Source organism: Candidatus Binataceae bacterium (assembly GCA_036495685.1).
Classification (GTDB): domain Bacteria; phylum Desulfobacterota; class Binatia; order Binatales; family Binataceae; genus JAFAHS01.
Genome location: DASXMJ010000043.1, coordinates 22,349 through 48,733, shown reverse-complemented (window position 1 = coordinate 48,733; position 26,385 = coordinate 22,349). Strand labels below are relative to the sequence as shown.

General features: G+C 60.9%; 30 protein-coding genes. 9 read left to right on the top strand and 21 right to left on the bottom strand.

All coding sequences use genetic code 11. From position 1 onward, the window contains the following. The coding region (locus VGI36_05160; protein HEY2484513.1) for a glycosyltransferase at positions 1–291 on the bottom strand (291 nt) is incomplete at its 3' end. Between the two features lie 113 nt (positions 292–404). Further along, positions 405–1,163: an enoyl-CoA hydratase-related protein gene (locus VGI36_05155; GenBank protein HEY2484512.1), complete on the bottom strand. Its 759-nt coding sequence runs from the start codon at positions 1,161–1,163 to the stop codon at positions 405–407. A 100-nt stretch (positions 1,164–1,263) separates the two neighbouring features. On the opposite strand from VGI36_05155, the gene VGI36_05150 reads away from it, so the two are divergent. Beyond that, positions 1,264–2,541 carry an acyl-CoA dehydrogenase family protein gene (locus VGI36_05150; GenBank protein ID HEY2484511.1) on the top strand — a complete coding sequence of 426 codons (1,278 nt, stop codon included), beginning with the start codon at positions 1,264–1,266 and terminating at the stop codon, positions 2,539–2,541. Positions 2,542–2,593: 52 nt separating this feature from the next. Here VGI36_05150 and VGI36_05145 read toward each other — a convergent pair whose 3' ends face one another. From VGI36_05145 to VGI36_05135, 3 genes are read right to left on the bottom strand one after another with little or no spacing between them, the layout of a single operon-like run. Beyond that, on the bottom strand, positions 2,594–2,995 hold the full coding sequence (locus VGI36_05145) for a nuclear transport factor 2 family protein (GenBank protein HEY2484510.1): 402 nt from the start codon (positions 2,993–2,995) through the stop codon (positions 2,594–2,596). A 26-nt stretch (positions 2,996–3,021) separates the two neighbouring features. Then, positions 3,022–3,801: an SDR family oxidoreductase gene (locus VGI36_05140; GenBank protein HEY2484509.1), complete on the bottom strand. Its 780-nt coding sequence runs from the start codon at positions 3,799–3,801 to the stop codon at positions 3,022–3,024. Between the two features lies 1 nt (position 3,802). Next, positions 3,803–4,642 carry a DUF4239 domain-containing protein gene (locus VGI36_05135; protein HEY2484508.1) on the bottom strand — a complete coding sequence of 280 codons (840 nt, stop codon included), beginning with the start codon at positions 4,640–4,642 and terminating at the stop codon, positions 3,803–3,805. A gap of 292 nt (positions 4,643–4,934) precedes the next feature. Between VGI36_05135 and VGI36_05130 the strand changes: the two genes are divergently transcribed. Next, positions 4,935–5,450: a hypothetical protein gene (locus VGI36_05130; GenBank protein ID HEY2484507.1), complete on the top strand. Its 516-nt coding sequence runs from the start codon at positions 4,935–4,937 to the stop codon at positions 5,448–5,450. Positions 5,451–5,466: 16 nt separating this feature from the next. Further along, positions 5,467–5,862: a hypothetical protein gene (locus VGI36_05125; protein ID HEY2484506.1), complete on the top strand. Its 396-nt coding sequence runs from the start codon at positions 5,467–5,469 to the stop codon at positions 5,860–5,862. Between the two features lie 515 nt (positions 5,863–6,377). On the opposite strand, the gene VGI36_05120 is transcribed toward VGI36_05125, so the two are convergent. Then, complete coding sequence (locus VGI36_05120; GenBank protein ID HEY2484505.1) at positions 6,378–7,784, bottom strand: aldehyde dehydrogenase family protein; 1,407 nt, start codon at positions 7,782–7,784, stop codon at positions 6,378–6,380. A gap of 230 nt (positions 7,785–8,014) precedes the next feature. On the opposite strand from VGI36_05120, the gene VGI36_05115 reads away from it, so the two are divergent. Next, entirely contained in the window at positions 8,015–8,920 is a 906-nt protein-coding gene (locus VGI36_05115; GenBank protein ID HEY2484504.1) for a polyphosphate kinase 2 family protein, read from the top strand. A 27-nt stretch (positions 8,921–8,947) separates the two neighbouring features. On the opposite strand, the gene VGI36_05110 is transcribed toward VGI36_05115, so the two are convergent. The 8 genes from VGI36_05110 to VGI36_05075 form a co-directional block, all read right to left on the bottom strand. Continuing rightward, the gene (locus VGI36_05110; GenBank protein ID HEY2484503.1) at positions 8,948–9,130 is read right to left on the bottom strand and encodes a hypothetical protein; all 183 of its coding nucleotides are present in this window, start codon (positions 9,128–9,130) and stop codon (positions 8,948–8,950) included. A 187-nt stretch (positions 9,131–9,317) separates the two neighbouring features. Continuing rightward, positions 9,318–11,375: an APC family permease gene (locus tag VGI36_05105; GenBank protein ID HEY2484502.1), complete on the bottom strand. Its 2,058-nt coding sequence runs from the start codon at positions 11,373–11,375 to the stop codon at positions 9,318–9,320. A 157-nt stretch (positions 11,376–11,532) separates the two neighbouring features. Further along, on the bottom strand, positions 11,533–12,150 hold the full coding sequence (locus VGI36_05100; protein HEY2484501.1) for a response regulator transcription factor: 618 nt from the start codon (positions 12,148–12,150) through the stop codon (positions 11,533–11,535). Positions 12,151–12,153: 3 nt separating this feature from the next. Next, the gene (locus tag VGI36_05095; GenBank protein HEY2484500.1) at positions 12,154–13,233 is read right to left on the bottom strand and encodes a histidine kinase; all 1,080 of its coding nucleotides are present in this window, start codon (positions 13,231–13,233) and stop codon (positions 12,154–12,156) included. A gap of 187 nt (positions 13,234–13,420) precedes the next feature. Then, positions 13,421–14,425 carry a M48 family metallopeptidase gene (locus VGI36_05090; protein ID HEY2484499.1) on the bottom strand — a complete coding sequence of 335 codons (1,005 nt, stop codon included), beginning with the start codon at positions 14,423–14,425 and terminating at the stop codon, positions 13,421–13,423. A gap of 32 nt (positions 14,426–14,457) precedes the next feature. Then, positions 14,458–15,072: a LemA family protein gene (locus VGI36_05085; protein ID HEY2484498.1), complete on the bottom strand. Its 615-nt coding sequence runs from the start codon at positions 15,070–15,072 to the stop codon at positions 14,458–14,460. Between the two features lie 66 nt (positions 15,073–15,138). After that, a complete protein-coding gene (locus VGI36_05080) occupies positions 15,139–15,561 on the bottom strand; it encodes an Hsp20/alpha crystallin family protein (protein HEY2484497.1) in 423 nt (140 codons plus the stop codon). A 180-nt stretch (positions 15,562–15,741) separates the two neighbouring features. Beyond that, on the bottom strand, positions 15,742–15,942 hold the full coding sequence (locus tag VGI36_05075; GenBank protein ID HEY2484496.1) for a hypothetical protein: 201 nt from the start codon (positions 15,940–15,942) through the stop codon (positions 15,742–15,744). Between the two features lies 1 nt (position 15,943). On the opposite strand from VGI36_05075, the gene VGI36_05070 reads away from it, so the two are divergent. Beyond that, on the top strand, positions 15,944–16,480 hold the full coding sequence (locus VGI36_05070) for a methyltransferase (protein ID HEY2484495.1): 537 nt from the start codon (positions 15,944–15,946) through the stop codon (positions 16,478–16,480). Positions 16,481–16,518: 38 nt separating this feature from the next. Continuing rightward, entirely contained in the window at positions 16,519–16,680 is a 162-nt protein-coding gene (locus VGI36_05065; GenBank protein ID HEY2484494.1) for a hypothetical protein, read from the top strand. A gap of 89 nt (positions 16,681–16,769) precedes the next feature. On the opposite strand, the gene VGI36_05060 is transcribed toward VGI36_05065, so the two are convergent. Together VGI36_05060 and VGI36_05055 are read right to left on the bottom strand one after the other, a co-directional pair. Next, positions 16,770–17,609 carry an alpha/beta hydrolase gene (locus tag VGI36_05060; protein HEY2484493.1) on the bottom strand — a complete coding sequence of 280 codons (840 nt, stop codon included), beginning with the start codon at positions 17,607–17,609 and terminating at the stop codon, positions 16,770–16,772. Between the two features lie 86 nt (positions 17,610–17,695). Then, positions 17,696–19,003, bottom strand: a complete 1,308-nt coding sequence (locus VGI36_05055) for a YhjD/YihY/BrkB family envelope integrity protein (protein HEY2484492.1) — start codon at positions 19,001–19,003, stop codon at positions 17,696–17,698. 178 nt (positions 19,004–19,181) lie between these two features. On the opposite strand from VGI36_05055, the gene coaE reads away from it, so the two are divergent. Beyond that, positions 19,182–19,787 (top strand): dephospho-CoA kinase, encoded by a 606-nt coding sequence (gene coaE / locus VGI36_05050; GenBank protein ID HEY2484491.1) that lies wholly within the window; start codon positions 19,182–19,184, stop codon positions 19,785–19,787. Positions 19,788–19,929: 142 nt separating this feature from the next. Here coaE and VGI36_05045 read toward each other — a convergent pair whose 3' ends face one another. Beyond that, positions 19,930–20,733: an adenosylcobinamide-GDP ribazoletransferase gene (locus VGI36_05045; GenBank protein HEY2484490.1), complete on the bottom strand. Its 804-nt coding sequence runs from the start codon at positions 20,731–20,733 to the stop codon at positions 19,930–19,932. Positions 20,734–20,814: 81 nt separating this feature from the next. Between VGI36_05045 and VGI36_05040 the strand changes: the two genes are divergently transcribed. Together VGI36_05040 and VGI36_05035 are read left to right on the top strand one after the other, a co-directional pair. Continuing rightward, on the top strand, positions 20,815–21,021 hold the full coding sequence (locus VGI36_05040; protein HEY2484489.1) for a 2-dehydropantoate 2-reductase N-terminal domain-containing protein: 207 nt from the start codon (positions 20,815–20,817) through the stop codon (positions 21,019–21,021). A gap of 11 nt (positions 21,022–21,032) precedes the next feature. Then, on the top strand, positions 21,033–21,728 hold the full coding sequence (locus VGI36_05035) for a ketopantoate reductase family protein (GenBank protein HEY2484488.1): 696 nt from the start codon (positions 21,033–21,035) through the stop codon (positions 21,726–21,728). Positions 21,729–21,785: 57 nt separating this feature from the next. On the opposite strand, the gene VGI36_05030 is transcribed toward VGI36_05035, so the two are convergent. From VGI36_05030 to ybeY, 4 genes are all read right to left on the bottom strand, one after another. Next, positions 21,786–22,505, bottom strand: coding sequence for a glutathione S-transferase N-terminal domain-containing protein (locus tag VGI36_05030; GenBank protein ID HEY2484487.1), 720 nt, complete (start codon positions 22,503–22,505; stop codon positions 21,786–21,788). A gap of 100 nt (positions 22,506–22,605) precedes the next feature. Further along, the gene (gene prfB / locus VGI36_05025; protein HEY2484486.1) at positions 22,606–23,700 is read right to left on the bottom strand and encodes a peptide chain release factor 2; all 1,095 of its coding nucleotides are present in this window, start codon (positions 23,698–23,700) and stop codon (positions 22,606–22,608) included. Positions 23,701–23,900: 200 nt separating this feature from the next. Continuing rightward, positions 23,901–25,535: an apolipoprotein N-acyltransferase gene (gene lnt, locus VGI36_05020; protein ID HEY2484485.1), complete on the bottom strand. Its 1,635-nt coding sequence runs from the start codon at positions 25,533–25,535 to the stop codon at positions 23,901–23,903. 312 nt (positions 25,536–25,847) lie between these two features. Then, positions 25,848–26,378: an rRNA maturation RNase YbeY gene (gene ybeY, locus VGI36_05015; GenBank protein HEY2484484.1), complete on the bottom strand. Its 531-nt coding sequence runs from the start codon at positions 26,376–26,378 to the stop codon at positions 25,848–25,850. Positions 26,379–26,385: the final 7 nt, after the last annotated feature.

Here is a 26,385-nt window from a genome sequence, read left to right as displayed (position 1 = left end):
AGACGACAAACCGGCCAGCCGTAGTGAGCGTGGAAAACCCGATACCAACCGCGCGGAGGTAATCGAGTCGCCGGACGCAAACAGGGTCACCTCGTGACCGCGGCGCACCAGTTCCTCGGTCAGGTATGAGACTACGCGCTCGGTGCCGCCGTAAAAGTTAGGCGGGATTCGTTCGTAGAGCGAAGCCAGTTGGGCGATGCGTAGCGGGCGGGCACGACGGGAGTCGGCCGGCGTCTGGGGCCCGGGGCGTCGCGCCCCGGCATTCTTCTGGCTCTGCTTATCAAACGCCACGTCAGTCTCCTTAGATTGGCTTCTTTCTCGAACCGAGTCTGCTTCCTTCGACGGTTTGGTAGTCAACCTCACGGCAACCTGGCCGCGTGCAAGCGGTTACTTGGGGCCCCGCATTATTTACCTTGCCAGACCGGGGCGCGTTTTTCTGCGAAGGCTCTCGCGCCCTCGCTTGCGTCATAAGTCTTCGTCAGCCACTCGTACGCATCACGCTCGAGGCGCAGACCGCCGGCGAGCGGGAGATCGAGCCCGCGCAGCGCGACCTCCTTGATTTTCTGGATCGCGAGCGGCGCGCTCTTGCAGATTTCTGCGGCGATTTCTTCGCACTTGCTCATTAGCTCCGGCATCGGCACCACGTAATCAACCAGGCCGAGCTTGAGCGCTTCCTGCGCATTGATGCGTTTGCCCGTGTACAGCATCTCCAGTGCGCGGCCAAGCGGAATAAGTCGCGGCAGGCGCTGAGTGCCGCCCCCGCCGGGGAGCCAGCCGAGGCGAACTTCGCCGAGGCCAAACTGGGAATGTTCGGCAGCTACCCGTATGTCGCAGGCGAGCGCTTGTTCGAGGCCGCCACCATTGGCATGTCCATTGATCGCAGCAATGATTGGCTTGGTTAGTTCCAGCATCACGGTATACGGGGTGCGCGCCCCCTCCACGCCAATCTTCTCCACGTAGTTGGCCTTGATGTCGCTGCCCGCGCAGAACGCGCGGTCGCCAGTGCCCGTGAAGATCGCGACTCGCAGGGTCGGGTCGTCGCGAAATTCAGTCCAGATTTCTGTCAGGCGTGTGTAGGTTTCAAAATCGCAAGCATTGAGCCGCTCAGGGCGGTTGATAGTCACGCGTGCCACCGGGCCGTGTTTTTCGAAAATTACCTTCATTGCGGTTCTCCTCTTCCAAATATTGTCGCACGCCAGCGCCACGGCAAGCGCCCATTGACTCAACGGGTTGACCACCCGGTTTGCAAACCGGGCGTCGCCAGTGTACACGCGAATCCAGATTCACAAGAGGCTGGTGCTTGATATGTCCGCGATCGCGTTCGAGTTGCCGCCGGAGGTGCGCGAAGCCTGTGCGGGGTTGGAGGCCTTTGCGCGCGCCGAAGTGATGCCCCGCCATGAAAAACATCGCGCCCTCTTGGAGGATCCGCGTAGGCTCTACCGCGAGGACGGACGCTTTTCGGACCAGGCGGTCGCGCTCATTCGCGAGGTGCGGCGCGCCGCGGCGAAGGCAGGATTCTATTCGATGTGCGTTCCTCAGGCGCTGGGAGGAGGCGGACTCGGTCACTTGGCCTACTACGCAGGTTGGGAGCAACTATTCCATCTATGTGGTCCGCAGAACTGGCTAATGCTCTATGTAATCAGTCACTGGGCATTCGGTCCGAGCCGGCTGCTTGAACGGGTCACTGAGCAGGCTCGCGAACGAATCCTGGGACCCATGATGGCCGGGGACGCATCGATGTGTTTCGGTCTCTCCGAGCCAGGAGCCGGTTCCGATGCCGCGGCGCTGTCCACCAAGGCTGTGCAAGATGGGGATGGATGGCGCATCTCCGGGCGCAAAATCTGGACCAGCAATGCACCAATTGCGGACTACTGCATCATCTTCGCGGTCACCGATGCCGCGCTGGCGTCGACGCGCGCGGGCGGAATCTCCGCTTTCCTGGTGTCGACTGCTTCTCCAGGTTTTGAGGTGCAGAGGGTAATCCGACTATTCGGGCACATCGGGGGAGACGAAGCGGAACTCCGACTCGAGGACGTTAATGTCGAGAGATGGCAGCTGGTCGGGGAACTCAATCGCGGCTTCGACGCCGCCTTGTATGGCGTGTCGCTGGGCCGAATCTACAACTCCGCACGCGCGGTGGGTTACGGTCGATGGGCGCTCGAGCGCGCGCTGGAATATTCGCGAGTGCGGCAAGCATTCGGCCGCCCCATCGCGGAGTATCAGGGGGTCACTTTTCCGCTGGCCGAGTCAGCTGCGGAACTCCACGCGGCGCACCTGATGGGACTCAACGCCGCTACTTTGCTCGACAGGGGCCTGCCGGCGGTGAAAGAGCTTTCGATGACGAAGGGTTACTCGGTGCAGGTGGGCTTTAAGGCCGTCGACCGCGCGATGCAGACCCACGGCGCGCTGGGTTTTACCAACGAGCTGGGCCTCTACCACGCATGGCACGCGCTGCGAATCGTGAATGTAGCCGACGGCACCAACGAGATCTTGAATCGAACGGTGGTGCAACGGCTCCTCAAGGGTGACACGGAACTCTGAAAATCTTGCTTCCACGGCAGCGGTCAGCATACAGCTGCGTGGAAGAGAATTTTCACTTCAGGCCAAAGGCCCTGGTGACCAGTTCAGTATCCAGATACTCGCTGGCCTCACGAATCTTTCCGCCCACGACTCGAAACACATGGCAATAGGTATTGTCGTAAGCCACGCCTTTGCGCGTGGTAGAACGGCCATGCGACTGGACCACGACGAAGTCGCCTTCCGCGATCAGGTTGTCCGTCGTGATGGTCAGAGGACCTTCGAGTTGGGCTCCCAACGGCGCCAGGATGCGATCGACAAATTCCTTGCGACTTTTGCAGACGCCCGAAAATCTAGTGGTGCCAATCAGCGTGAAGCGCAGGTCTTCCGCCATCCGGTCGAGCGCTCCCTGAATGTTGCCCTTGGCGATGTCATCAAAGAAGCCAAGGACCAGTTCTTTGTTTTCGGTGATACTCATAACTTGCTCCCGCTCTTTCCTCTTGGTCAGGCGTTTCTGATGGTTAGGCCGCCATCTACCGGAACTACCGCCCCGGTGATGTAGGAGGCCGCGGGAAGGCACAGGCTGAAGGTGATATGGGCGACCTCTTCCGGATACCCATAGCGCTTCAGTGCGGTCCGGCGTTTGCCGAAGATTAATTTGTGCTCGTCAGGAATCTCCGCGGTGAGCGCGGTGCGAATGGGCCCCGGGCAGATACAGTTGACGGTTATGCCCTCGGGGCCAAGGTCGACCGCGAGAGCATGGGTGAGACCGATGACCGCGGTCTTGGCGACGACGTATGGGCTGTCGCCCGGAGTAGCCCCCAAACCTTCGGTGGACGCGATATTGACGATGCGCGCCGCGTCGGACTTTCGCAGATATGGCAGCGCGGCGCGAATGAGAAGCTGCTGAGCAGTCAGGAGTCCGTCCAGCGCACGGGTCCAAACCTCGTCGTAGCCGTCCTCATCGATTCGGCGAAAGGCACCGAAGCCCGCGTTGTTGATGAGGATGTCGAGACGTCCGAAACGCCCCGCAACTTCTTCAACCACGCGCTTGATTTGCGTGCGATCGAAGACGTCGAGCCGCCATCCCGCCGCTTTGCCACCGGCCGAACTGATTTCATCGACCACCGCCGATACTCCCGCACCATTTATGTCGGTGACCGCTACTTGGGCACCTTCCTGCGCAAACAGGTGAGCCGTCGCGCGGCCCATCCCACTGGCCGCGCCAGTAACCAGCACGGCTCGCTCTGCCACTGAACGACTGAGTTTTCTGATCGGTTCCACGCTACTTTCTCACCGCTTCTGGAGCATCGCCGGTTCGGCCCAGTTGGGTCTTGAACGGCAAATCGCCCCACGACTTCTGAGTTTTGATATACGCATCCGGAGAAATGCTGACCTCGCCGCGAAAGGGCCAATCCAGCGCGACGATCAGTACCACTACCAGCGCTAGCGAAGCTGCGACTGTCATCGTCATTACCACATGCATGCGAAAATCGTGAAAGCCGAACAAGTAGGTGAAACCAACCGTAATGACGCCGCCGAAAAAAATGATCCACCAGACGACGTCCGGAATGTGCCCTTGCACGGCCGAGAGGCGGCTGGCCCGCGCGCTATAGAGTTCGTTCAACACCTTAAGCAGCTCACCCTGTATGACCTCCTGGCCCATCGTCGTCGGCTCAATGGTTACGATGGAGGAGTGCAGTTTGCGCAGTGGCGCCCAGCCCTGGTCAGGAGTGTTCCCCTCGCGTTGCACTGGCCATTCCTGGTTGACGATGGCTGTGACGTATTCCTGCAGGTCGTCACGGATCGACTGGCCCACGGCGGGAGGCAGTCCCTGTGTGTCGCGATAGATGCTGCCGACGTAGTCCGCCTCGCTGTCTACGATATCTTGCGCGTGACTGAACGATTCCCAGGTGGCGACCGCGATGAAAGCCAGCAGCACCGCGTAGGTAACGCTGATCACCGCGACCAGAAACCCCGCGAGCTCGTTGTGGGCGCGGCGAACTTCTATATGCACCAGCCGGTGAACGACCAGCAGTCCAAGGCCGCCAATTACCGCGGCCAAACCCACCAGGATAGTGCCCCACAGCCAGGTGGGATTGTTGTAGATCCAATCGGCGATCATCTGCTGCTCTGCGAACCAAGATCCGGTCCGCGCCACATGCGTAAGAAGGCCATGGCGAGCGAAAGCATCGTGAGCTAAGTCACTCTCAAGCGCAATGATTATGCCCTCTCGATCAATAAACCGTGAGTCGCAAAAAAGACCCAGCCGAACTTGTGAAGGGTCAGACAGCTGCGCTGAAATAGAACCTGTGATCGCCGGCCTATCTCCCACCTCCGGGTTTCGTCGATGCGCCACAGGCTCGCGTACGCTGGCGCTATCCGCTCTGCTAGCGGTGGCGTTTGAGGCCTGTGCCGTGCAGCCGGCGGCTGTTCCTGGAGCGGCGTCAGCAACTTCGACGGCCTACGCGGGTAACCCGGCTGGAGTGCCTGCGGCGCAATCGTCCACGCCGGCGCGGCCACTGCCCTTCAAAGGAATGCTGCTCGATGGTAATCCCGCTCAGCTGCCGCCGGTGGTGGCGATGTCGCTTACCGACCAGTCGCAGATAACGTTCTCCTACCGCGAAGAACTAACCCACGAGGAGCATCACGTCCCGATGATCCTGTCGGCGATCGATCCGCTCACCTACGCCGGGTATCCGATGGGCGAATACGGCGTGACTGCGGTGGCATCACTCTCAATTTTCTCTGGCCGCCATCTGATTGGCGATTACAAGGCCCAGAGTCGTGTCACGAAACCATACAGTATGTATGCGCAGCCGACGCACCGGGAGCTGGACGACGCCGTGCGGGTCGCGGTGCGCGAAAAAATCGATCGGGAGCTCTATGCTGATTCGGCGCGTCTGGCGGCGGCATCTGGTCAAAGCGAATGAACGGTGCGGTGCGAGGATGGTGTTGCTGGGCCTGTCCTTGCTGACCGCGGGATGCGCGGCTCAGGGGAAGCCGTATGAACGTGCGAATGCGCCATCCAATAGCGCGACCATCTACGTATACCGCCCCTACAGCTTTTTCGGGTCGCTGATGCATCCGACCGTCCGTTGCGGAAACGAAAGCGCGGTAATCGAACCGGGCGGCTATCACGCGTTTGTCGTCCCAGCGGGCCGTGTAACCTGCAGCACTAGTACCGAGACCGCTGATCTGCTCGATATCGATGCCGACCCACGCGTCTACTACGTGCGGGAGCGCATGGGTTGGGGATTGCTGGTGGGGCGCCCGGAGTTGAACCCAGTCGATGACGACCAAGCGCAGTCGGAGATTCAAAACTGCTGCGTACAGCAGCCCTGAGTCGACCTATAGAGGTCGGGGAAGCTAAACCGCGGCAGCAGCTTGCAGAAGGCTGGCGCCTAGGGCCCACCGCCTGGCGGGGGCGCCGGCGCGTAACGAGCCCCCGGAGGCGGGACTAGCGCTCCAGGAGTGCGCCAGGGCGTCGGCTGCTCTTGCGGTTGTGGTGATGGCGGTTGCGGTGCGCAGGCAATCAGGGAAAGGGTGAGCACGGCAACCGCAAGCAATTCCGGTCCCCACGCTTTGATCTTGCCCATGAGAATGCCTCTAGTCCGCCGTTCGAAGACGATCAAGCCGCCCGTTGCCTTTGAGGATAGCAACTCTTCTTTGACCGAGTGCGCGTCGGTACGTGAAATTCCTCGGCTCCGCCGGAAGCCTCGTTTGGAATGACGACAGGTCATTTTCTCAACAAGTCGGCGACACCCACTCTCGGGAGCGAGTGCGAAGCGGTGGAGTCCAAAAGAAACAGGCTGCCGGAACAGCAGTTCCGGCAGCCCGCTAAGGCGGAAACAATCTACCTATTGCTTTGCGACGTTCACCACCTGGATTTCGGTGAAGCCGAGCAGACCCCACGGTCCGTTTTCCACGCCGATGCCTGACCACTTGGCGCCGCCGAAGGGGAGGTTAGGTGCGATCGCCAGATGCTGGTTTACCCACGCAGAGCCACATTCGAGCTGCTTGGCAACCTCGGCGGCCTGGTCCGAATCGGTTCCCCATACCGAGCCGCTCAACCCATAGGTGGTCGAGTTCGCGCGCCGCACCGCCTCGTCGACGTCCTTGTAGGGCATGACCGGCAAGGCCGGGCCGAACTGCTCTTCGTCGACCAGCCGTACGCCGTCGGAGATCTCGCTGACGATGGTAGGCGCGTAGAAGTAGCCTTCATTGCCGATACGCTTGCCGCCGGTGACGATTTTGGCCCCGTGTTTCTTCGCGTCTTCCACCAGCTCGGTTACGCGTTCGAATTGGGGCTTGTTGTTCAGAGGCCCAAGCTGGGTTCCCGCATCGAGGCCATTGCCGACCTTCACGCCCTGCGCGATTTCGCCCAGGGTCTCGAGCACGGTTGAATACACTTTCTCATGAACATAAACGCGCTTGATCGCGCTGCAGATCTGGCCGGAATTCTCGAACGCGCCCCAGAAAATCTTCTGCGCAACTTCTTTCGGATTGACATCGGGGAGCACGATAGCTGCATCGTTACCGCCAAGCTCGAGCGTCACGCGCTTCAAGTCGGGTGCCGCAGCCGCCGCCACCTTCTTTCCGGTCTCGACCGAACCGGTGAACGAAATTTTCCGCGGCACCTTATGCGAGGTCATCATCGCACCAAGGTCGTCACCGCCGGAGACGACGTTGAGCACACCGGGCGGAATAATGTCGCGCAGAATCTCACCCAGCATTAGGGTCGTGATCGGCGTGAACGGCGACGGCTTGAGTACGACCGTGTTGCCGGCCAACAGAGCCGGCGCGATTTTCCACATCGCCAGCATGATCGGGTAGTTCCAGGGTGTGATCGCCGCGACCACGCCGAGCGGCTTGCGCCGCACTTCGATGTGGCTTTGCGCGTTGTCCTGCACCACCTCCACCGGCAGCTCGAGCGTGGAGGTGTATTGCGCCCAAAATGCGGTCCCCATGACTTCCTGGCCGGCCTTGTCGAGCGGCTTGCCCTGCTCCTGGGTGAGGGTTCGCGCCAGTCCCTCGGGCGGATTCATCAACGCTGCAGAGCACTCGCCGAGCACTTTGCGGCGCAGGTTGATGTCCTTGCTCCAGGTGGTAAAGGCCTTCTGTGCTGCGTCCATCGCCTGGTCAAGCTCGGCCTTGCTGCAGTCGGGTACCTGCGCGAAGGTCTTGCCAGTAGCGGGGTTGATTACACCGACGGTCTTGGATCCGGCGACCGCCTTGCCGTTTATCGTCATCGTGAATTCGGCCATAAGAACTCCTTTTCCGGGGTTTGAAAGGACCCCACCGGTCGGTGCTCCGGTTTCGGGGCCAACTATATCGCCGTCTCTACGTGGCGCAAGTGAGGAAAATAGCGAGGCCCGCGCGGATCGGGCGGACTGATTCCTGCGCCGGATACTTTGCACTTGGACAATGAGCGCGAAATAACGCAGGCTGAGGGCCGCATTTTGTGCGTTCTGCACTTACCAGGGGAGGGTCGCTTATGGCTGTCGATCTTAAGGCTTCGTTGAAACATGTCGAGGAACTGAAAGACCTGCTCATGGTCCCGCCGGGGAAAAAGATCTCACTGGGCAAGGACTACGATCCCGGGTTCATGCCGTCGCAATACAATAAGAAGCAAATGAAGCAGCTGCTCCAAGAGGGCGTGGAGCTGCTGGCCGAGTACCAAGATCAGCTCTATGCGCAGAGTGAGTATGCGCTCTTGATCGTCCTACAGGCCGCGGATGCAGCTGGCAAAGACGGCACCATCAAACACGTGATGTCGGGAGTGAATCCGCAGGGCTGCGACGTGTATTCATTCAAGCAACCCTCGGCCGCGGAGCTCCGCCACGACTATCTATGGCGATGCATGCTGAGACTGCCGGAGCGTGGCAAAATCGGAATATTCAATCGCTCTTACTACGAGGAAGTACTAATTACTCGGGTACATTCGGAAATCCTCGATGGGCAGAAGATGCCGCGGCAATGGAAGGACAAAAAAATCTGGAATCGGCGGTTCGAGGAAATCAATAATTTCGAGAAATACCTGTTTCAGAACGGCATCATCATACTCAAATTCTTTCTGAACCTTTCACGCAAAGAGCAGAAGCAACGCTTTCTCGCTCGCATCGATCGTCCGGAGAAGAACTGGAAATTTTCGCCCAGCGATGTCCGGGAGCGCAAATTCTGGAAGGAATATCGTGAGGTATTCGAGGATTGTTTCAATCACACCAGCACGGAGTGGGCGCCCTGGTACGTCGTTCCCGCCGATGACAAGCCCTTCACGCGAATCGCGGTCGCGGGCATCATCATCAAGACGCTGCAAGGCTTGATGTTGCGGTATCCGGAAGTCGACAAGAAGCGGCGCGAAGACCTGCAGGAGATCCGGCGTGCATTAAAACGGGAATGAGACGGAGGATCCCGCGGAAAACCAGAGTCAGGTCTTCTCGGCCTGCGCGAGATCCAGTTCCAGCGGGTACGCGCGTCCTAAAAGCGAGATCAAGACCCGTACCTTGCCTTCCTGCGGCTTTACTTCTGTGACGGTGCCCTCAAAGTCCGGAAACGGTCCGTCGACCGCCTTTACCGTCTCGCCCGCTTCCGGGAGTGCCTTCTTAGCCACTGCTCAATAGGCATGTTTGTTTTAGCAGTTCGACTTAAAATCTTAGTGACACACGTGCTCTCCGGCTGAAGAAAAACCGGGCTTCCGGCCAGTAAATCGACGGCGGGCCCGAGTTTCTGACCTCCGGCAACATCAACAGATTTCTCTCAAACAAGGCGGAAACCCGAAGCCGCCGGCCCGACCCAGGTCAGGCGGCGATCGTTTTGGGCGCGTTTTCGCGCGTCGGGGGAGATTGGGCCGCCGAGACGCGGACCGGCAGGATCACCAGGCTCAGGCCGTGCAACTGCAACCACTGCAGGACTTCGAGAGCGGTCTGATTGTGCAGAAAGCGACTGACGAAGCCGTTAATCTCTTCGCCGAAAACGAGCTGACCGGCGAAAAAAACCGTGTGCGTGAATTGCGAAGCGACCTCGAAGCAGAGCCGTTTCAGCTCCAGCACCACGTCGGTGCCGATCGCGGTCCGCAACTCGGCGGAGAATCCCAGGTCGGCCGCAAGCCGGCAGTATTCGATCAGATCGTCGGCGACTTTGGACTCGAGCTGCTGCACTTCGGCGGGGCTCTTGAGCAGCGCGGAATCGACTTCGCCGACGCTTATGAAGACCACGTTTTTAAACTGATTGTCGAATAGCCGCGAGAGCGTGGTGAGCGTTGCGAGACCGAGCCCGTTAAAGCCATTGACCAGTAACGCTGCGGTAGGAGCGTGAGGATCGCGCGGCGATGGTTCCTTGGCGGCGGCGTTGTAAAGCTGCGGAAGAATCTCGACCTCGAGCTGATCGATCGCGCGTGCAACTCGCTCATAATGTCGGCGCACCAGGTAGCAGGCGGTCACCACGCCTCCCGTCATCGCGATCGTGACCCATCCGCCCTCGTCGAACTTGAGCGTGACGGTTACCACCAGGATCAGCGCCGTAAACAGACAGCCGATCCCGTTGACGGCCAGCTTGTGGATCCAGCGCGGCTCTCGCTTGCGCTCTTTCCACCAGTGCACGCTCATCCCGAGCTGCGACAACGTGAAGGTCACGAACACGTTGATGGCATAGAGCACCACCAGCAGACCGACGCGAGCACGGGTTCCAAGCAGGATCGCGCCGGCCGTGAGGCCCATCGCGAGCAGCCCGTCCTGAGTGACCAGCCGAGCGCTCAGGTTTGCAAAGCGCCGCGGCAGCCAGCGATCGGTCGCCATCGTGGCGAGCACCCGCGGACCGTCAATGAACCCGGTTTGCGCGGCGACAAATAGCAGCGCACCTTCAGTAATCAGCGTGAACGTCACGATGGGCAGGCCGACCCTGACTCCGCCGACCTGCCAGTTGGCGGTCAGCTTTTCGAACAGCACCGCGTTGAGGGTTTTGCCATGCACCGCATGAACGTCGGCGAGCAGGTAGGCGACCAGAATTCCGCCCGCCACGAAAGCGAGCGAAATCGCCATGTAGAGCATGGTGCGTTTCCCCGTCACGGTACGCGGCTCGCGCAGGATGGGCAGTCCGTTACTGACCGCCTCGATACCCGTATAGGTACCGCCACCCATGCTGTAGGCGCGCAGGAAGACAATCGCGAGTGCAACCGTACCCAGCGTGCTGACTCCGTTGTGCACCTCGCGCACGGCATCGTGCGCGATCACGGGTAACTCCGGAGCGCGCGAGAGGAATGCATAGGTCACCAGGATGACGTGCATTACAACGAATGACAGGAAGATCGGCAGCAGCGTGAGCACCGATTCCTTGATGCCCCGCAGATTCATCGCGACCATCAAGAGCACGATTACCATGCAGAAGTGGAGCTTGTAGGCGAACCACGCGGCCGGCAGAAAACTGAAGATCGCGTCGGCCCCGCTGGCGATTGAGATCGAGATGGTCAAAACGTAGTCGACGATTAGAGCGCATCCGGAAACCAGACCGGCATGACGACCGAGCAGCTTGGTCGCGACCAGGTAACCGCCGCCGCCCGAGGGAAACTCATCGATGGTTTGCGAATATGACGCCGAAATGACGAAGACGGTCAGCGCCATCAGCATCGCCAGAAACACCGCGAGGTACTGATGCTGCCCCAGGGCCAGGAATGCCTCCTCGGGGCCGTAGCACGAGGAACTGAGTCCGTCGGAACCCAGTCCGACCCAGGCCAGAAACGCCACCAGCGACATTGAATGAAGGATGCTGGGATCCTTCACGTCGCGGGGCGGCCCGATGAAGATGCCTGACAGCGTCCGCCTGTGCCGGTCGATAGAATCGGTGATGGGCTGGGTCTTCAAGCTGCGTACCTAAGGACCGCTGAAACTATCGTATTCCCTTGCCCCCGGCGAGCACTGGTGACCTGTCACACAGCGGCGCTCGCCGGGCGGTGCCGGGAATTCACCGGCCGCGACACTCCGCCGAAATCGTTTCGGAACGCCGCACGCGCGAAGCGCCTCAGGCGCGAGAGGCCGGACCAACCCGAAGTGCATGAAGCGCAAGCTCAACGCGATCGCGCAAGTGCAGTTTCTGAAAGATGTTGTTCAGGTGCGTTTTGACTGTGCTCTCGCTGATCGCGAGACGTTGCGCGATTTCCGCATTGCGCAAGCCCTCAGCGACGTAGCGGGCGATCTCATGTTCACGCGCGGTCAGCCGCTGGTCGGATGCGCTTCCCATCTGCGCTGCCAGCTCGGTTTGCAACAAGGGTGGCAGCCAAGCCAAGCCGTTGGCGGCGCTGCGAACCGCCTCCATCAGGGTTTCGACCGCGAATCTTTTCTGGACTATCGCACGTGCTCCTTTGCGTATCGCCGCGAGCGCATCTTCGATGCGTTCGCTGGCGGTCAGCACTACCACGCTGACCCGCTGGGCAAGCGCTTCAATATCGTTGCCCATCCAGCGATCCATCTGGAGGTCGAGTAGCACCACATCGACTGCGGCCTGGTTCAGGGCAGGTTCGAGATCTGCTGCACGTTCGACCTCGCCGACCAGCTCGATATCCGGCTGGAGCATCAGGAGTGACTTGAGACCCTGGCGAAACAGTGCATGGTCGTCGGCAATCAACAATCGAATCGGCATCATTTATCCCGCTGGCATTTCAATTTCCAGGTGAGCACCTGGATGTTGGCCTGCTGCGACCCGCAGGCTTCCTCCGCATTCCTCAACTCGCGACGCGATCGCCCAAGGCGCTTTTGCCGCCGCGGCGAAACCAACGCCATCGTCCTCGATGGTAATTCGAATGTGTCCGTCGCTCTCCTGGGCGTTAATCAGGGCGTTGCGCGCTTTTCCATGGCGGAGCGCGTTGCGCATTCCCTCCAGCATAATCTGGATGATCTGCTCAACGATGAGACCGTTGGCCGCAAACCCGGCTTCGATTCGAAACCGCGTATCCGGCACGGCGGAGATCGAGCCGCCGAGACTCTGATCGAGATCCGCGAGCGAGCGCACGTAGGCGCGCACCTGGTCGAACTCTCGGGAGACTCCCCCCTGTAATTCAGTGAGTTGGGTCAAGGCTTCCGCACCGCGATTGCGCGCCAGCAATTCGCGGCAGGCCTCTAGCCGCAGGGTGACACCGGCCAGCGCCTGTACGTAGCCGTCGTGCAGCGAGCGCGCGATGCGATGGCGTTCGGCGCTGGTCTCGAGTTCGCGGATGCGTACTTCGAATTTGGCCCGCTGCTGGCCGATGAAGCCGATCAGATATCCAGTGATGGTCAGGTAGGCCGCGCGCATTGCGTAAAGGTGTTTTGCGCCCCCCGCCGAAAACGCGAGGAGCAGGAAATAAAGTACCCCGCTACACAGCGTGACCGTAACCGTGTCTCGGAACCCGGTCCGGCAATCTACCGCGATTATTGCGAACACAAAAAAGATATACGAAGGACTGGTCGGACCCTCGGTCACCAGAACCACCGCTGCCGCGAACAACACATCCAGGGTGGTCGACAGCAGGGGCAGGTACTTGAGCCCCAAGCGCCGGCTCACCGCGAGATAGGCGCCGATGCTGTAGACCAGATGCGAGCTCAGGGTGATCAGCGCATAGCGGCTCAGATAGAAGATCCCCCCGGCCGCAGGGTCGATATAGACCGAGAGAATGGCGACCAGCGACAGCACCACCCGCCCGCGCGCGACATTAACATCGAGTTCCGTGAAATCCCTCGCCCTCATAGTCTCACGACTTTTTCACGCCGACTCGGGCAAGGCCAGAGTTGCCCGCGGCGCGGAAAAACCGGGCTCTGTAGTGCAAATACAACGCCAGAATGGTGGGTTAAAAGCCCACCGGCGCGTACAACTAAAGTTGGAGACGGTGCCCTTTTCGTACGCGATTGCTCGCGCGCCGTGCACAAGCGATCGTTCAGGATTGCCGAACAGCCGTCGCCTGGCCGGGCGCGCCCAACATCGCCCGCAGGCGCTCGATTCGCTTAGTGAGGGGCGGGTGGGTTGACAGCAGATTATCGAAAAACCGCTCCCGGTCTTCTCGCACGCCCTCGCGCGGATTCACGATGAAAAGGTGGCCGGTACCGGAAGTCGCCGCCTTGAGGGGAGATTCCGATTTGGCGATTTGCTCCAGCGCGCGCAACAGAGCGTGCGGATTGCGGGTGAATTCGACCGAGGAGGCATCGGCCAGGTATTCGCGCTGACGCGAAATAGCCATCGCGACGAGCTGCGCAACAATGGGAGCGACGGCGGCTAGGATGAGGGTCGCCAGATATATTACCAAGATCCCGCCACCGCCGCCGTTCTTGTCATTGCTCGAACGTCGTCTGCCGCCCGAGTAGAACATCATCCGGAAGAAAAAGTCACTGAGCATCGCGATGCCGCCGACCATCACCGCGACCATCATCATGGTGCGGATGTCGTAGTCGCGGATGTGTGACATCTCGTGGCCGATGACGCCCTGCATCTCTTCGCGATCCATGGTGTCGACCAGTCCCTGGGTCACGCAGATGACCGAGTGAGCCGGGTCACGTCCGGTCGCAAACGCGTTTGGCGCGGGGTCGTCCATCAGGTAAGCGCGCGGGGTCGGCATTCGCGCGGCAATGGCCATCTCATTGATGGTGTCGAGTACTCTCTGATGCTGAATCGTGTCGGCGGTAAGCGGATGCGCGTGAACCGAAAGCAGTACCAGTCGGGTGCCCCCATAAAAGGAAATAAGCGCCTGCACCGCTCCGAATATGAGCGCGAAGATCGTGAGCAGCGGGAAGCCGCTGACGCTGCCGTCAGTAATTCGAATCGAGCCGGACCACACATCCAGACCGAATCCGAGCGCGGCGAGGATGGCGATCATCGCCGCGACCAGCACCGCGGTCTCGCGACGATTGGTCGCTTCCAGGGCGCGGAAGTCGCTCGCCGCAGTCATGGTTCGTCAGTCCGTGTTGGGTCCGCCCCGGGTCACTGCTGTACGCGCGGCGCGCCCATCGCGAGGTCAACTTTGGGAACCGCCTGATCCTCCGGCGCGGCCTTGAAATATTCGGCCGCGTGAAAACCGAAATTGCCGGCGATCAGGTTGGAGGGAAAGGTCTGGATTCGGGTGTTGAGCGAAAGCACCACGTCATTGTAGGACTGGCGCGCGAACGCGATCTGATTCTCGGTGGTAGTCAATTCTTCCTGCAAGCGCAGCACGTTTTCGTCGGCTTTCAACTGCGGGTAATTTTCCATTACCGCAAGCAGCCGCCCGATCCCGGAACTGAGTTGATTCTCGGCGGCGATCCGGCTTCCCTGGTCGGAAGCGGTGAGCGCCTTGGCGCGGGCCTCGACCACTTGGTTCAGGGTGTCGCGCTCGTATTGCATGTAGCCCTTGACGGCCTCAACCAGGTTGGGAATCAGATCGTGGCGGCGTTTGAGCTGGACGTCGATTTGCCGCCAGGAACCATCGATCTCGTTCCTCAGCCGTACCAGCGAATTGTACGCGACGATGGCCCACACGACGATCGCAGCGACTATGAGCAGCATTATGTAACCCATAGGGTTCTCCTCGGCGCGCTTGGTCCCCCCCTGAAACGACACGGGCCGACACCTCGCGGTGCCGGCCCTGCTTCCTCGCTTAGTGATAAGCCGCCTCGAACTACGCCGTTAGTTCAGCTCGACCTTGATCTTTACGGGCTTCGCCTCGGGGCGCTTGGGTACCGTCACTTCCAGCACGCCATCCTTGTATGCGGCGCGGATATTGTCCTGCACAGCGTCCTCGGGAAGAGTGAACGAGCGGTGGAGCTTGCCATAACTGCGCTCCGCGACATGAACCGAAACGCCTTCCGGCCGCTCCGGGCGCGAACGTTCCGCTTCCACGATCAAAGACTGGTCATCGATGCGTACATCGACCGACTCGCTCTTCAGTCCGGGCATCTCAAAGGTGAAGTGATACCCCTCGCTGTCCTCAATGACATCCGCCCGCGGCGCCAGACTCTGGGGGCTGTTCTCGAGCTCTTCCCAAAGTCGATTCCATGGCCGATAAAGCCATCCGTTCGGCGTGTATCCGTTAGTAACCCTCAGTTCCATCCGAACCCTCCTGCCGGCATCAGCGCCGGACGAATTCCAAATTTACGGGTTCGCGCGGCCGCGGAGTTTTCAGGTTTCGTCCCGTTGCCACGCTTCCCACGTGACCAAACGTAAGTACGATTCGGCCGACGTCAAGTTGCAGCATAGGGAAGGGAAAAGCTTCGGACACTCAAGCGGCGGCTAGCGCGGGGATGGGGCTTTTGCCGCGGCCACGATTTCCGCCGCAAATCTCCGCGCCATTGAGCTGTCGCCGAGCTGCTCGGCCAGTGACTGGCCTTGCTTCAGGACGTCTACGGCGCGCGCTATGTTGCCTTTGCCAAGAAAGATTCCCGCTTTGCGAAAGATGCGCGCGTAGCGCTGACCTTTTTCTGAAGCGTTCATGATGACGATCCGCAGTGACGAGACTCTCGACCCGATCCTAGGTGGCGCGCTCAGCGTCGTCCAGCCACGCGACGGCTATCGGTTTTCGGTCGACTCGATCCTGCTGGCGCGCTTCGCGACCATACGCAGTCGCGATCGGGTTCTGGAGCTAGGCGCGGGATGCGGCGTGATCTCGATGGTTATCACGGCGATCGCGCGACCGCGCGAAACCATTGCACTCGAGATTCAGCCGCGGATGGCACAACTGGCGGCGCGCAACGCGCCCGGTAACGGGTTTCCGAACCTCCACTGCAAGTGTGCGGACATTCGCGCCGCGCACATTCCGGGGGTCCACCAGGGAAGCTTCGACCTGGTGGTCTGCAACCCGCCATTTCACGCGCGCGGCGCGGGACGCCAAAGCCCCAATCGAAGCCGGCGGGCACGCTCGCGGCGACACCGGCGCGTCCCTGGCCGAATTCGCGGCGGCGGCGCGCCGCTAGGTGCGCAATTGGTGGAAGAGTCGCGACCATCTTCGCCGCCGCGCGCAGCACCGAACTGATCTCGACACTGCGCGCGAACCGGCTGGAACCCAAACGGATGCGCTTCGTCCATCCGCGCACGGAGCTGCCAGCGTCATCGGTGATGATCGAAGCGCGCGCCAACGGCGGTATCGAGGTAACGATCGAACCGCCACTCGCGCTGGAAGAGCGCGCGGGTGTTTACACGGAGGAGGTGCGAACCCTATTGGGGCGGGTCTGAGACGGGGTCGCTTGTCAACGGGACATCCAGTTGAGGGAGGTAGCCGCCGTTTCCAGAAGGTTCCAGGGTCATGCTCTGTCTGCGGCTTCCTATTTCAGGAAGTCAACCGCGAGCTGTGATACGAGAGCAGGTTTTTCCATCGGCAGGAAATGGCCGGAGTCGGGCACGTCGATGACTCGGCCGGCTTTGCGCTCGCGCGCAACGCGGGGCGATAAGGTCGTGCCGAGAGAGTCGCTGCGGGTGCCGAACATGATCAACAGCGGGGACTTGGCCGCGAGGATTCTGCCCAAGCCATCGAAGTCACGCGCCGTTTCGTACAAGCGCGCTTCCACCTTTGGGGGACACTTAAGCTCCCGCTTACCGTCGCCGGTTTCCCGGGTGCCGAAGTCGCAATAGTCTCGCAGCATTGCTCGGTCCCAGGTATCGTAGGGGGGTTTACCAGAGAAATTGGCGAACATGGCATCGACGCTGTCGAAAGTCGGGCGGCGCCGAAGGGTTCGCTCGACAAACGGGTTGCGCCATCCGAGTTCCGGGGCGTCGGGCGACTCGAAGATGACGGGCTCGGCAAGCACCGCGCGCGAAATCAGTTCGGGCCGCTCGTAGGCCAGCGAACCTATGGCGGTGGCACCCGCGGAATGGCCGAATGCGCGCACACCGTTCCACCCCTTAGCCGTGATGAACCCGCCCAGGTCCTCCATGGTCAACGCCCAGTTGTAGTTCTCCAGTTCGTCGGGCGTGTCGCTGTCGCCGTGTCCGCGCTGGTCGTAGCTCCATACGTGTCCGATTTTCGTGAGCGCCTCTACAATCGGACGATACACGCGGCCGTGGAAACCGGTCGCATGGAGTACCACGATCGGATCACCGCTACCGCCCCAGTTGTAGTAGCGAATCCTTATTCCGTTGATCGACAGATCGCCGCTTTCAGGCACGCTGTGATTCCCTTGAGCAAATGTCCGCCGATGATAGGCGAGCTGGGATCCGAAAGAAATCGGTGCGGACCTGCGCTGCCGGCCTCTCAGCTGGCGGGATTCAGCTGGCCGCGGGCAGCTGACGCGATCTGCGCGTGCGAGGTCTGGTCGGTGACCAGATCCGCAAGGGTCGTTTGACCGACGGCTTCCACTTGCGCCTTTCTGATGAAACGCATCAGCTCCGCGACGCGCGACTCTCCTGCATCCGCCGGATCTTCTTCGAGAAGCGTGCGAACTACCTCAGACAGTGTTATCGAAGCCGGCGCACGCACCAGGTGAAGCGGGCCACCGTGTCCGCCGTGATGTTCCTCGGAACCCTCGACCACCAGCCCATCGTCCTTTAGCCGGACCAGAAGCGGATCGATTGCCCCCACCGAAACGCCGAGCCAGTGCGCAAGTTCCAACATGGTGACGCCGCGGCCACGCAGGAGTTGCTGACGGGCGAGCATTACCAGGATGTGCAAGGTGGCAGCGCACGGGAAATCGGGAGAGGCTGGACGAAGCAGCGGAATGTTTCCGCCCCGCTGCGCGGCAGCGGTTATTTCGGCACCGAACAGAATCACCGCCCACGCGATGTAGGTCCAGAGCAGAAAAATCGGCAGCGTCGCGAGCGCGCCGTAGATCGCACGATAGTTGGCCATCCCGACCTGGAACCTGACGTACCCCCACTGCGCAAGCTGGAAGAGGATCGCGGCTATACCCGACCCTAGCAATGCGGGAGTGTAGCGCACCTTCGTGTAAGGAAAAAAAACGTATAGAAAGAAGAACCCCGCCCAAACGAAGACATAGGGAACGAGATGGATGATAACCGGAAACATGGACACCCGTACCTGTACCATCGCGGTGAACGCGAGAGCTGCTGCGGCCAACAGCGGCACGGTGAAAAGAACGCTCAAATAATCCGAAAAGCGACGCAGGTAGCTCCGGCTGCGAGGCACGTGAAAAATTCCATTGAACGCCTGCTCGATGTTGCCGAGCGTGGAGATCACGGTGCCCAGTAGAAACGCGGCGCCTACCGCGCCGAGCGCGGTGGCATTCACGTTCTCGACGAAACCCATGAGCTGATCCGAGGTGGATTGTGAGCCCAACGCGAGATAGCGCGATACCAACGGACGAACCTGATCAGCTTCGCCCAGACCCTTTAGCACGGAAAAGGCCAGCGCCAGGATCGGAACGATGGATAACGTGGAGGTGTAGGTCAGTGCGGATGCGCGCAGGAAGTCGTCATTCTCAAAAAAGTTCTGGACCGAGTTAACCAGCACGCGCCACGGCGCGAAAATGTAGCCATGCGTTCGGGTCTGCTCTTCGAACCGCCGCGTGGCGGTTCCCAGCCAGCTATATTGAGAGTTGCTCAAGCGAGTGACCGCGCGGCGGAGCGGTCGGCGGGGCCCCCCGCCGCCATCACCGAGGAATTGTCCCGACTAGAAGGCGGGTCAGTCAAGCATCCCCAAAACCGGGTGACGGCCACAATCGTCTCGGGGTTTCGTTGCGCAAGTTCCGGGTTTTCGATTAGCTGCTCAGAGGTAGGAAGCGATGCTGACAATTGGGCTCACAGGGGGAATTGGTTCGGGCAAGAGCGTAGTCGCGAAGATGCTGGCGGAGCTGGGCGCGCAGATTCTCGATGCGGACAAGGTGGCACAATCAACTTACACGCCGGGGGCGGGCGCCTATAGCGAGGTTGTGGCGGCGTTCGGTGAGCAAATCGTCGCCCCCGATGGGACAATCGATCGGAGCAAGCTCGGACCTCTGGTGTTCGCAGATCCCGCCCAGTTGAAGAAGCTGACCTCTATCGTGTGGCCCCGCACCATGGATCGGATCCGTGAGCTGACGACCGAGATGCGCGCCAAAGGCGAAAAGCTCCCCATCGTGGTCGAGGCGGCAATTCTAATCGAGGCGAACTGGATGCCATTGTTCGACGAGATTTGGCTCGTCACCGCGCCACGCGATCGCGTGATCGCCCGCGTCGAGCGCGACCGCGGAATGAAGCCCGAACAGACCGAAGCACGGATACGGGCGCAACTCCCGGATTCGGAACGCATCCGTCATGCGAAGGTCGTGATACGCAACGCCGGAACGCTCGACGAGTTGCGCGCGGAGGTGAGCCGGCAGTGGAGGGATGCGCTGCGCCGCGACGGGTAGTGGCCCATGCACTTGCGCGGCGGCGGCTGGCAACCATAGCAGCCTCTCCGAATCTGAGCGCAAGGCCCAATCTGTTCTCCAATCGAGGGAGGCGGGCTCCCGCACTCCGCTTAAATCTGGGGGATAGTTCGGCCTCGGTGAATCAAGTAGATAGCGTGGCAATTGTCATAATCACTGCGATCTCGATAATCGCGCTGGCCCCGGCCAGCGCGAAACCAGGAACGCCCCCGAACCGGCGGCTTAAGAGGAACCGCAGTCCAAGAATCGCCACCGCGACCACCACGGTTACAACGAGTCCGACGTCCGCATAGAGTGCGAGCGTCAAGCCGAGAGCGATTACGCTAGATATCGCGAATTCACGGAACTCGATACCGCCCTCGAACGGCAGGCCCAGCCCCCACCGCTCTCCAGCTTTGAGACCATAGGCTACGGGGACGATTGACCATCGCGCGAGCATAGAGGACATCACCAGCGCTGCCGTCCGGCTCGCGGGCTCTCTGATTCTAGTAAGTAGCAATACCTCAAGTGCAAAGCCCGCCATCGCCACGGTGACGCCACCAGGGCCGATCCGCGCGAGTCCGGTCGAAGCGGGCCGGGCTCCGGCGCGCAATGCTTCGAAGAGGTCCGCAATTCCGCGCCACTGCAGAAATAGCATCGCCAGCGACGCGGCGGTGACTATTGCAAACGAGCGCGTCCCCACAGTCACTTTCCCCGCCAGTGCGTGATCGAATAGGCCCAGCAGCACGCCAGCGAAGAATCCGATGATGGGCGTGAAAACCAGGGCTCGCGCGCGCTGCGCGGGACTTCCAACCGCGCGCTCATCGAGGATCGGCCACAGGGTCAGGGTCGCCAGGGCAAGCAAGACTTCGTAACCGGACCCAATCGCGGAAGACTGTCGGCCGTCGGGTTCAGACTGCATAAGATCGGAAAACCAGTTTAAACACATCCCACAACCCCTCGGAACGCGCTGCGGCCGTCGGTGACCGGTCGTGCTAGGATTCCGCCGCGGCTAGGAGCGAAATCTTCGATGAAGATCCTGGTGATGGGTGCTGGCGCGGTGGGCTCTTATTTTGGCGGGCGGCTTGGGGCTGCGGGCGAAATCGTGACTCTCTGCGGGCGTGGCGATCACCTTCGCGCGATGCGCGAGCAGGGGCTTGCGGTAAAAAGTATTAGCGGCGACGTGTGGGTCGCGGCGCTACAGAGCGTCCGTGTGACTGCGCGCCGTATGATCTGAGCCTGTTTTGCGTGAAGGCCTATGACACCGACCAGGCCGCTGCCGCGATGCGCGGATGTCTCGCAGAAGGCGGCGCGATTCTGACCCTGCAGAATGGGGTGGAGAACGAAGCGCGCCTGAGCGAGATTTTCGGCCGCGAACGAGTCCTGGGCGGCAACGCGCGGGTCAGGGTCGAAATAGTCGAGCCCGGCAAGTTGGTCCATCCGAGCAGAGGTCATATCGACTTTGGCGAGCTCGACGGCCGCGAATCCGATCGCGCCAAGGCGATCACAGAAATCTTCCGCCGGGCGGGAATAATGGGCGAGCTCAGCCACAACATCATGCTGCTTAGGTGGGACAAGCTAGTGTGGAACGGGGCGTTCAATACCGTCACGACGCTGACCCGGCGAAGGGTTGGGGCTCTGCTTGATGACCCGGAAGGCCTGCGGCTGGTATGCCAGCTGATGCGCGAAATCATCGATGCTGCGCGGGCGGAAGACTATCAGATCGGGTACGAGCGCATAGACAGCTATCTAGAGCACTCGCGGAAGAATTTGCGCGAGCTCAAAACCTCAACCCAGCTAGACCTCGAGCGGGGCAAGCGGCTCGAATACGAAGCGCTGGCCGGCGCGGTGGTGCGGGCGGCGCGGCGACACCATCTTCAGATGCCCGCGATGCAAGCGGTATACGCGCTGCTCAGGCTGCTGGACGGTACGCGGACCGCGTAGCTCCCCAGTCCAGCGGCGATCGCACTCTGTTAAGCTGTGTCGTTCGGGGACCTTTTCCTATCTCTTTTCGAACTGCTTGTTCCCGAACAGATTGTTCCACGACTCTTGATCGTGGGGCCGTTGGCGAGCCGCGGCGGCCTCGCGCATCTTCGCGACTTCCTCAGCCATGACCGCAAAGCCGCGCTGCACCGCGGGGCGGTTGCGCACCTCTTCGTACCATCGCTTGAGATTGGGAGTATCGTCGAGATTCTGACCCTGCATGTTATGCGGCACCAGCCACGGGTACACGGCTATGTCCGCAATCGAGTACTCCCCCGCCAGATAGGCTGCCTCGCCCAGACGTTTGTCGATTACGTTGTAAATGCGGCGCGCTTCGTTAGTGTAGCGGTCGATCGCGTACTGCAGCTTTTCGGGCGAGTAGAGACGGAAGTGGTGCGCCTGCCCAAGCATGGGACCGACGCTCGCCATTTGAAACATCAGCCACTCGATCACTTCGTACTTGCCGCGTGTTTCGCTTGGCATGAGCTTGCCGTACTTCTCGGCCAGGTACATCAGGATGGCGCCCGACTCGAAAATCGCAAACGGCTTCCCGCCGGGGCCTTCTGAGTCGATGATTGCCGGCATGCGGTTGTTGGGGCTGATCTTCAGGAACTCGGGCCTGAATTGATCACCCCTACCAATGTTTACCGGAACGATGTTGTACTTGAGCCCGAGCTCTTCGAGCATCACGCTCACCTTGTAACCGTTGGGCGTGGGCCAGAAATATACGTCGATCATCGATGGACTCCGTGGTTGGGCATTGGAACTTTAGAGCACCTGTAGTGTCGGAAGACCGGCCTCAAGGGATCAAACTGGTCGCAAATGCGACCGCTACCTCTTATTCGGGTTCCTTGTCAGCGTCGCCTTTGCGAACCCCCATCAAGAAAGCTTCAATAAATGGATCGATCGCGCCGTCGAGCACCGACGCAGTGTTGCCGATCTCGACACCCGTCCGATGGTCTTTCACGAGCTGGTAGGGTTGCAGCACATAGGATCGAATCTGGCTGCCCCACGCGATATCTTTTTTGTCCTTGCTAAATTTTTCCAGCTCTTCCTTTTTCTTGCGTTGCTCGAGCTCGAACAACCGCGACCGAAGGATCTTCATCGCCATCGCGCGATTCTTGTGCTGGGAGCGTTCGTTCTGACAGCTCACCACGATCCCGGTGGGGATATGCGTCATCCGCACCGCCGAGTCGGTTTTGTTGACGTGCTGCCCGCCGGCACCGGAGGCGCGAAAGGTATCGACGCGCAGGTCCGCGGGATTGATCACCACCTCGACCTTGTCGTCAATCGCCGGGAACACGAACATTGAGGCGAACGAGGTATGGCGACGCGCGTTGGCATCGTATGGCGAGATACGGACCAGGCGATGGATGCCGGCCTCAGCTCTCAGATAGCCGTATGCGTAGTCGCCATCTACTTCGAAGGTGGCGCTTTTGATCCCGGCGCCTTCGCCGGGTTGCAAGTCGGCGAGGTCGGTCTTGAAGCCGCGTCGCTCCGCCCATCGGAGGTAGAGCCGCAGCAGCATCTCGGCCCAATCCTGGGCCTCCATGCCGCCGGCTCCCGGATGAATCGACACGATCGCGCCGAGGCGATCGTACTCGCCGCCGAGCATCACCTGCAGCTCCTGGCGCTCCAGCTCCTCGCGCGCGGCGTTTAGGGCAGCTTGTGTTTCGCCGGCAGCCTCGGAGTCCTCGGCACCCTCCTCCAGAGCCATTCCGAGGAACACGCGCGACTCCTCTAGACTTTTCTTAAGCCGATCGAAGCCTGCAAGCTGAGCGCGCACCCGGTCCTGCTCCTTGAGCACAGCCTGCGCAGCTTCCGGCCGGTCCCAGAAGTCGGGCTTGCTTGATTGTTCGAGAAGCTGGTCCTGGCGGGCGGTCAGGCTGGCAAGGTCAAAGACGCCTCCCGAGCTGGTCGCTGCGCTGTTCAAAATCGAATAGTTCTTGTCGCATATCGCTGAGCATGACGGACATTGTGGCACAACTTGCGGAACGACTTAACTGCGGACTGCAGTCAGGAAAGCTTCTCCGTTGGCGCACCACCCGCGAGCCGGGGACCGCACGCAGGCGCGCGGGGAGGACCTTGGCGGGGACGGCAGCCCAACGAATATAAGCAACGGCTCGCCGCCCGTCAGGAGGCTTCGCGTCGCGAGCCGCTACCGTTGGCGGCGAGAATTTGTTCGACTACCGTTTCCAGTTGACTGGGCTGGCGCGGGCGCAACCAGGCGGCCAGCACCGCCAATATCGTCAGCACCAAGCAGATTTCCGAAAACACATCACCGACTACCGTGTACACCGTGCGGACCGGGCGCCACGAGACGTCTTCGATCTCAGTGCCGCGCTTGAACAGCGGAGTCCGGTCGGTGATTTCTCCGCTAGGCCTGATAATTGCGCTGATCCCGGTGTTGGCGGTGCGAATCATCGGGGTCTTGGTCTCGACCGAGCGCATCGCCGCCATCGCCAGAGCCTGGTAGGGCGCGGAGCTGTCGCCGTACCAGGCATCGTTGGTGATGTTCACCAGCACGTCCGCCCCCTTGTTCACCTCCAGACGGGTGAGATTTGGAAAAACGCTCTCGTAGCAGATCAGCACTCCCAACCTAGCGCCTTTCTCCGCAAACAGGGTTTGCTCGGTACCGGGAATCAGGTCGCCGAATCCCTCGACCACGCGATTTACGAGGTAGCCGAGTATCCGGTGCGCGGGAATGTATTCGCCGAACGGCACCAGGTTGATCTTGTCGTAATGCGCGACCAGCTCGCCCTGTGCCGAAACCAGATCGGCGCGGTTGAAGAACCCCAACCGTCCGTCGCGCACCACCAGCGCCGGGGCTCCGAACAGGACGGGGGCCCGGATCGCAATGGCGAGTTTGAGCAGCGCATCGCGGTACGGCGCGTCCTCGGCAAGGGAAGCTGGATAGCGATCGTCGGGCTGAAACGGAAACGCCGCCGCCGCTTCCGGCCATACGACCAGGTCGACGCCATGCTTGGCAGCAGCGATTGATTCGTCCTGGTAGACCTTGAAACTCTGCGGCAGAAAGTTCGGGTCCCACTTGAGGCTCTGCGGAATATTTCCTTGTACCATCGCGACCCGGAACGAGCCTTGCGGGGGTGCGCTCTTGAGTTCCTGCAGTCGATAAATGCCGAACCCGAACACCAGGAGCATGACCAGGGTTAGCGCGCTCAGGCTCATGGCCTGAAGGCGCGAATTGCCGCGCCGGAAGAAAACCACGTACGCGACGGCGTTGAAGAAGACTATGAGCGCCGAGATTCCGTAGACCCCGGTGATTTCGGCGAACTGAATGATGGTCAGATAACTGTACGCAGCGTATCCAACCAGATTCCACGGAAACCCGATTGGAAAATAGGTGCGGACCCATTCGACCGCAGCCCACGCAATCGGCATCGTGACCACCATCGGAATTCTGAGTCGCCGGGCGCAGAATTCGCCTGCCCAAATCGCGATAGCGCTATAAGCCGCGAGCACGGCGGCGAGCAGCAGCATGGGCAGGATCGCGATTGCCATGCGGACATCCGCAAAATCGTGCAACGGAATCGCGATCCAGTACATCGAGCCGACAAAAAAGGAGAAGCCCGCCAGCCACGCCCATCCCAGGACGTGCCAGAGCCTCTCACCCTCGATCGCATAGAACAGCGGAACGAATGCCACCCAGGCGAACAGGTTGAAGTCGATTTTTGGAAACGCGAGTGCTAGCGCTAATCCGCTGGCCACGCACAACGCAGCGCGGGTCAAGGAGCTGGACAGGTTCATCTTCCGGTTCCGAGCGGCTCGCCAAGCGCGATCCCGTCCGGCTGATGCCCGCGGCGGCCGGCACAAACTTGCTCCCGAGGACGGCACTCCTCAACCGACGCTAGGCAAGGCTCGGGGTGACCCTGCGGACCACCCCGCCAGTTACGTTCGCGCTCGAAGGTCGAGTCGAGCGGCAGACTTCTATCAATCTTCACTCTTTTCATGCGCTAATGCTCTGACGAGGGCGACGGTCTAGCGCCACGGGGCTGGCTTCCGCAGAGCTCGCATACTGCGAGCATAGCGCCTGTCGAGGGCGATTCCGAAAGATTCGGCTCACCGCTCGGCGCGCTTTCCGGAACGGCGCGTGGTGACTTTGGCCGCTCGGCGGCCTGTGGCCCCTCGCGCGAGCGCCTTTGCGAGCTCGCGCTCGCGCGCGAACATCCGTCGCGCGTCACCGCGGGATCGTTCGTGGTCGTAGCCAATCAGGTGAAGGGTGCCGTGGATGAGGAGTGTTCGCAGACGCACGGCTGGTGTCATTCGGTACTGCGATGCCTGGCGAAGTGCCGTGTCTATCGAGATGACGACGTCACCCAGAATGGTGTCTGGACGGTCGACTAATAGCTGATCAAGATTGGAGGCGTTAGGGCCAAGTTCCTCGATCTGGGAGAACGACAGCACGTCGGTCGGGGAGTCCGTACTGCGAAACTCTCGATTGAGTCCCTGGATGGTCGGATCGTCAACCATGATCACCGAAAGCTCGGCGCGCCTGAGGCCGAGCGCCGAGAGCAGGCGGTCGGCATCGGCGCGCAGCCCCCGGGCATAGCCGCGAGCACGCGCGCATGCGACACGGAGCGCGACCGTCACCAGGAGC

What these genes read in the sequence shown, in the direction of transcription:
- VGI36_05155 (HEY2484512.1), bottom strand. Translation starts at nt 1,163, where the DNA reads ATGAAGGTAATTTTCGAAAAACACGGCCCGGTGGCACGCGTGACTATC.
- VGI36_05145 (HEY2484510.1), bottom strand. Translation starts at nt 2,995, where the DNA reads ATGAGTATCACCGAAAACAAAGAACTGGTCCTTGGCTTCTTTGATGAC.
- VGI36_05135 (HEY2484508.1), bottom strand. Translation starts at nt 4,642, where the DNA reads ATGATCGCCGATTGGATCTACAACAATCCCACCTGGCTGTGGGGCACT.
- VGI36_05125 (HEY2484506.1), top strand. Translation starts at nt 5,467, where the DNA reads ATGGTGTTGCTGGGCCTGTCCTTGCTGACCGCGGGATGCGCGGCTCAG.
- VGI36_05120 (HEY2484505.1), bottom strand. Translation starts at nt 7,784, where the DNA reads ATGGCCGAATTCACGATGACGATAAACGGCAAGGCGGTCGCCGGATCC.
- VGI36_05115 (HEY2484504.1), top strand. Translation starts at nt 8,015, where the DNA reads ATGGCTGTCGATCTTAAGGCTTCGTTGAAACATGTCGAGGAACTGAAA.
- VGI36_05100 (HEY2484501.1), bottom strand. Translation starts at nt 12,150, where the DNA reads ATGCCGATTCGATTGTTGATTGCCGACGACCATGCACTGTTTCGCCAG.
- VGI36_05095 (HEY2484500.1), bottom strand. Translation starts at nt 13,233, where the DNA reads ATGAGGGCGAGGGATTTCACGGAACTCGATGTTAATGTCGCGCGCGGG.
- VGI36_05090 (HEY2484499.1), bottom strand. Translation starts at nt 14,425, where the DNA reads ATGACTGCGGCGAGCGACTTCCGCGCCCTGGAAGCGACCAATCGTCGC.
- VGI36_05080 (HEY2484497.1), bottom strand. Translation starts at nt 15,561, where the DNA reads ATGGAACTGAGGGTTACTAACGGATACACGCCGAACGGATGGCTTTAT.
- VGI36_05075 (HEY2484496.1), bottom strand. Translation starts at nt 15,942, where the DNA reads ATGAACGCTTCAGAAAAAGGTCAGCGCTACGCGCGCATCTTTCGCAAA.
- VGI36_05070 (HEY2484495.1), top strand. Translation starts at nt 15,944, where the DNA reads ATGACGATCCGCAGTGACGAGACTCTCGACCCGATCCTAGGTGGCGCG.
- VGI36_05065 (HEY2484494.1), top strand. Translation starts at nt 16,519, where the DNA reads ATGCGCTTCGTCCATCCGCGCACGGAGCTGCCAGCGTCATCGGTGATG.
- coaE (HEY2484491.1), top strand. Translation starts at nt 19,182, where the DNA reads ATGCTGACAATTGGGCTCACAGGGGGAATTGGTTCGGGCAAGAGCGTA.
- VGI36_05045 (HEY2484490.1), bottom strand. Translation starts at nt 20,733, where the DNA reads ATGTGTTTAAACTGGTTTTCCGATCTTATGCAGTCTGAACCCGACGGC.
- VGI36_05040 (HEY2484489.1), top strand. Translation starts at nt 20,815, where the DNA reads ATGAAGATCCTGGTGATGGGTGCTGGCGCGGTGGGCTCTTATTTTGGC.
- VGI36_05030 (HEY2484487.1), bottom strand. Translation starts at nt 22,505, where the DNA reads ATGATCGACGTATATTTCTGGCCCACGCCCAACGGTTACAAGGTGAGC.
- lnt (HEY2484485.1), bottom strand. Translation starts at nt 25,535, where the DNA reads ATGAACCTGTCCAGCTCCTTGACCCGCGCTGCGTTGTGCGTGGCCAGC.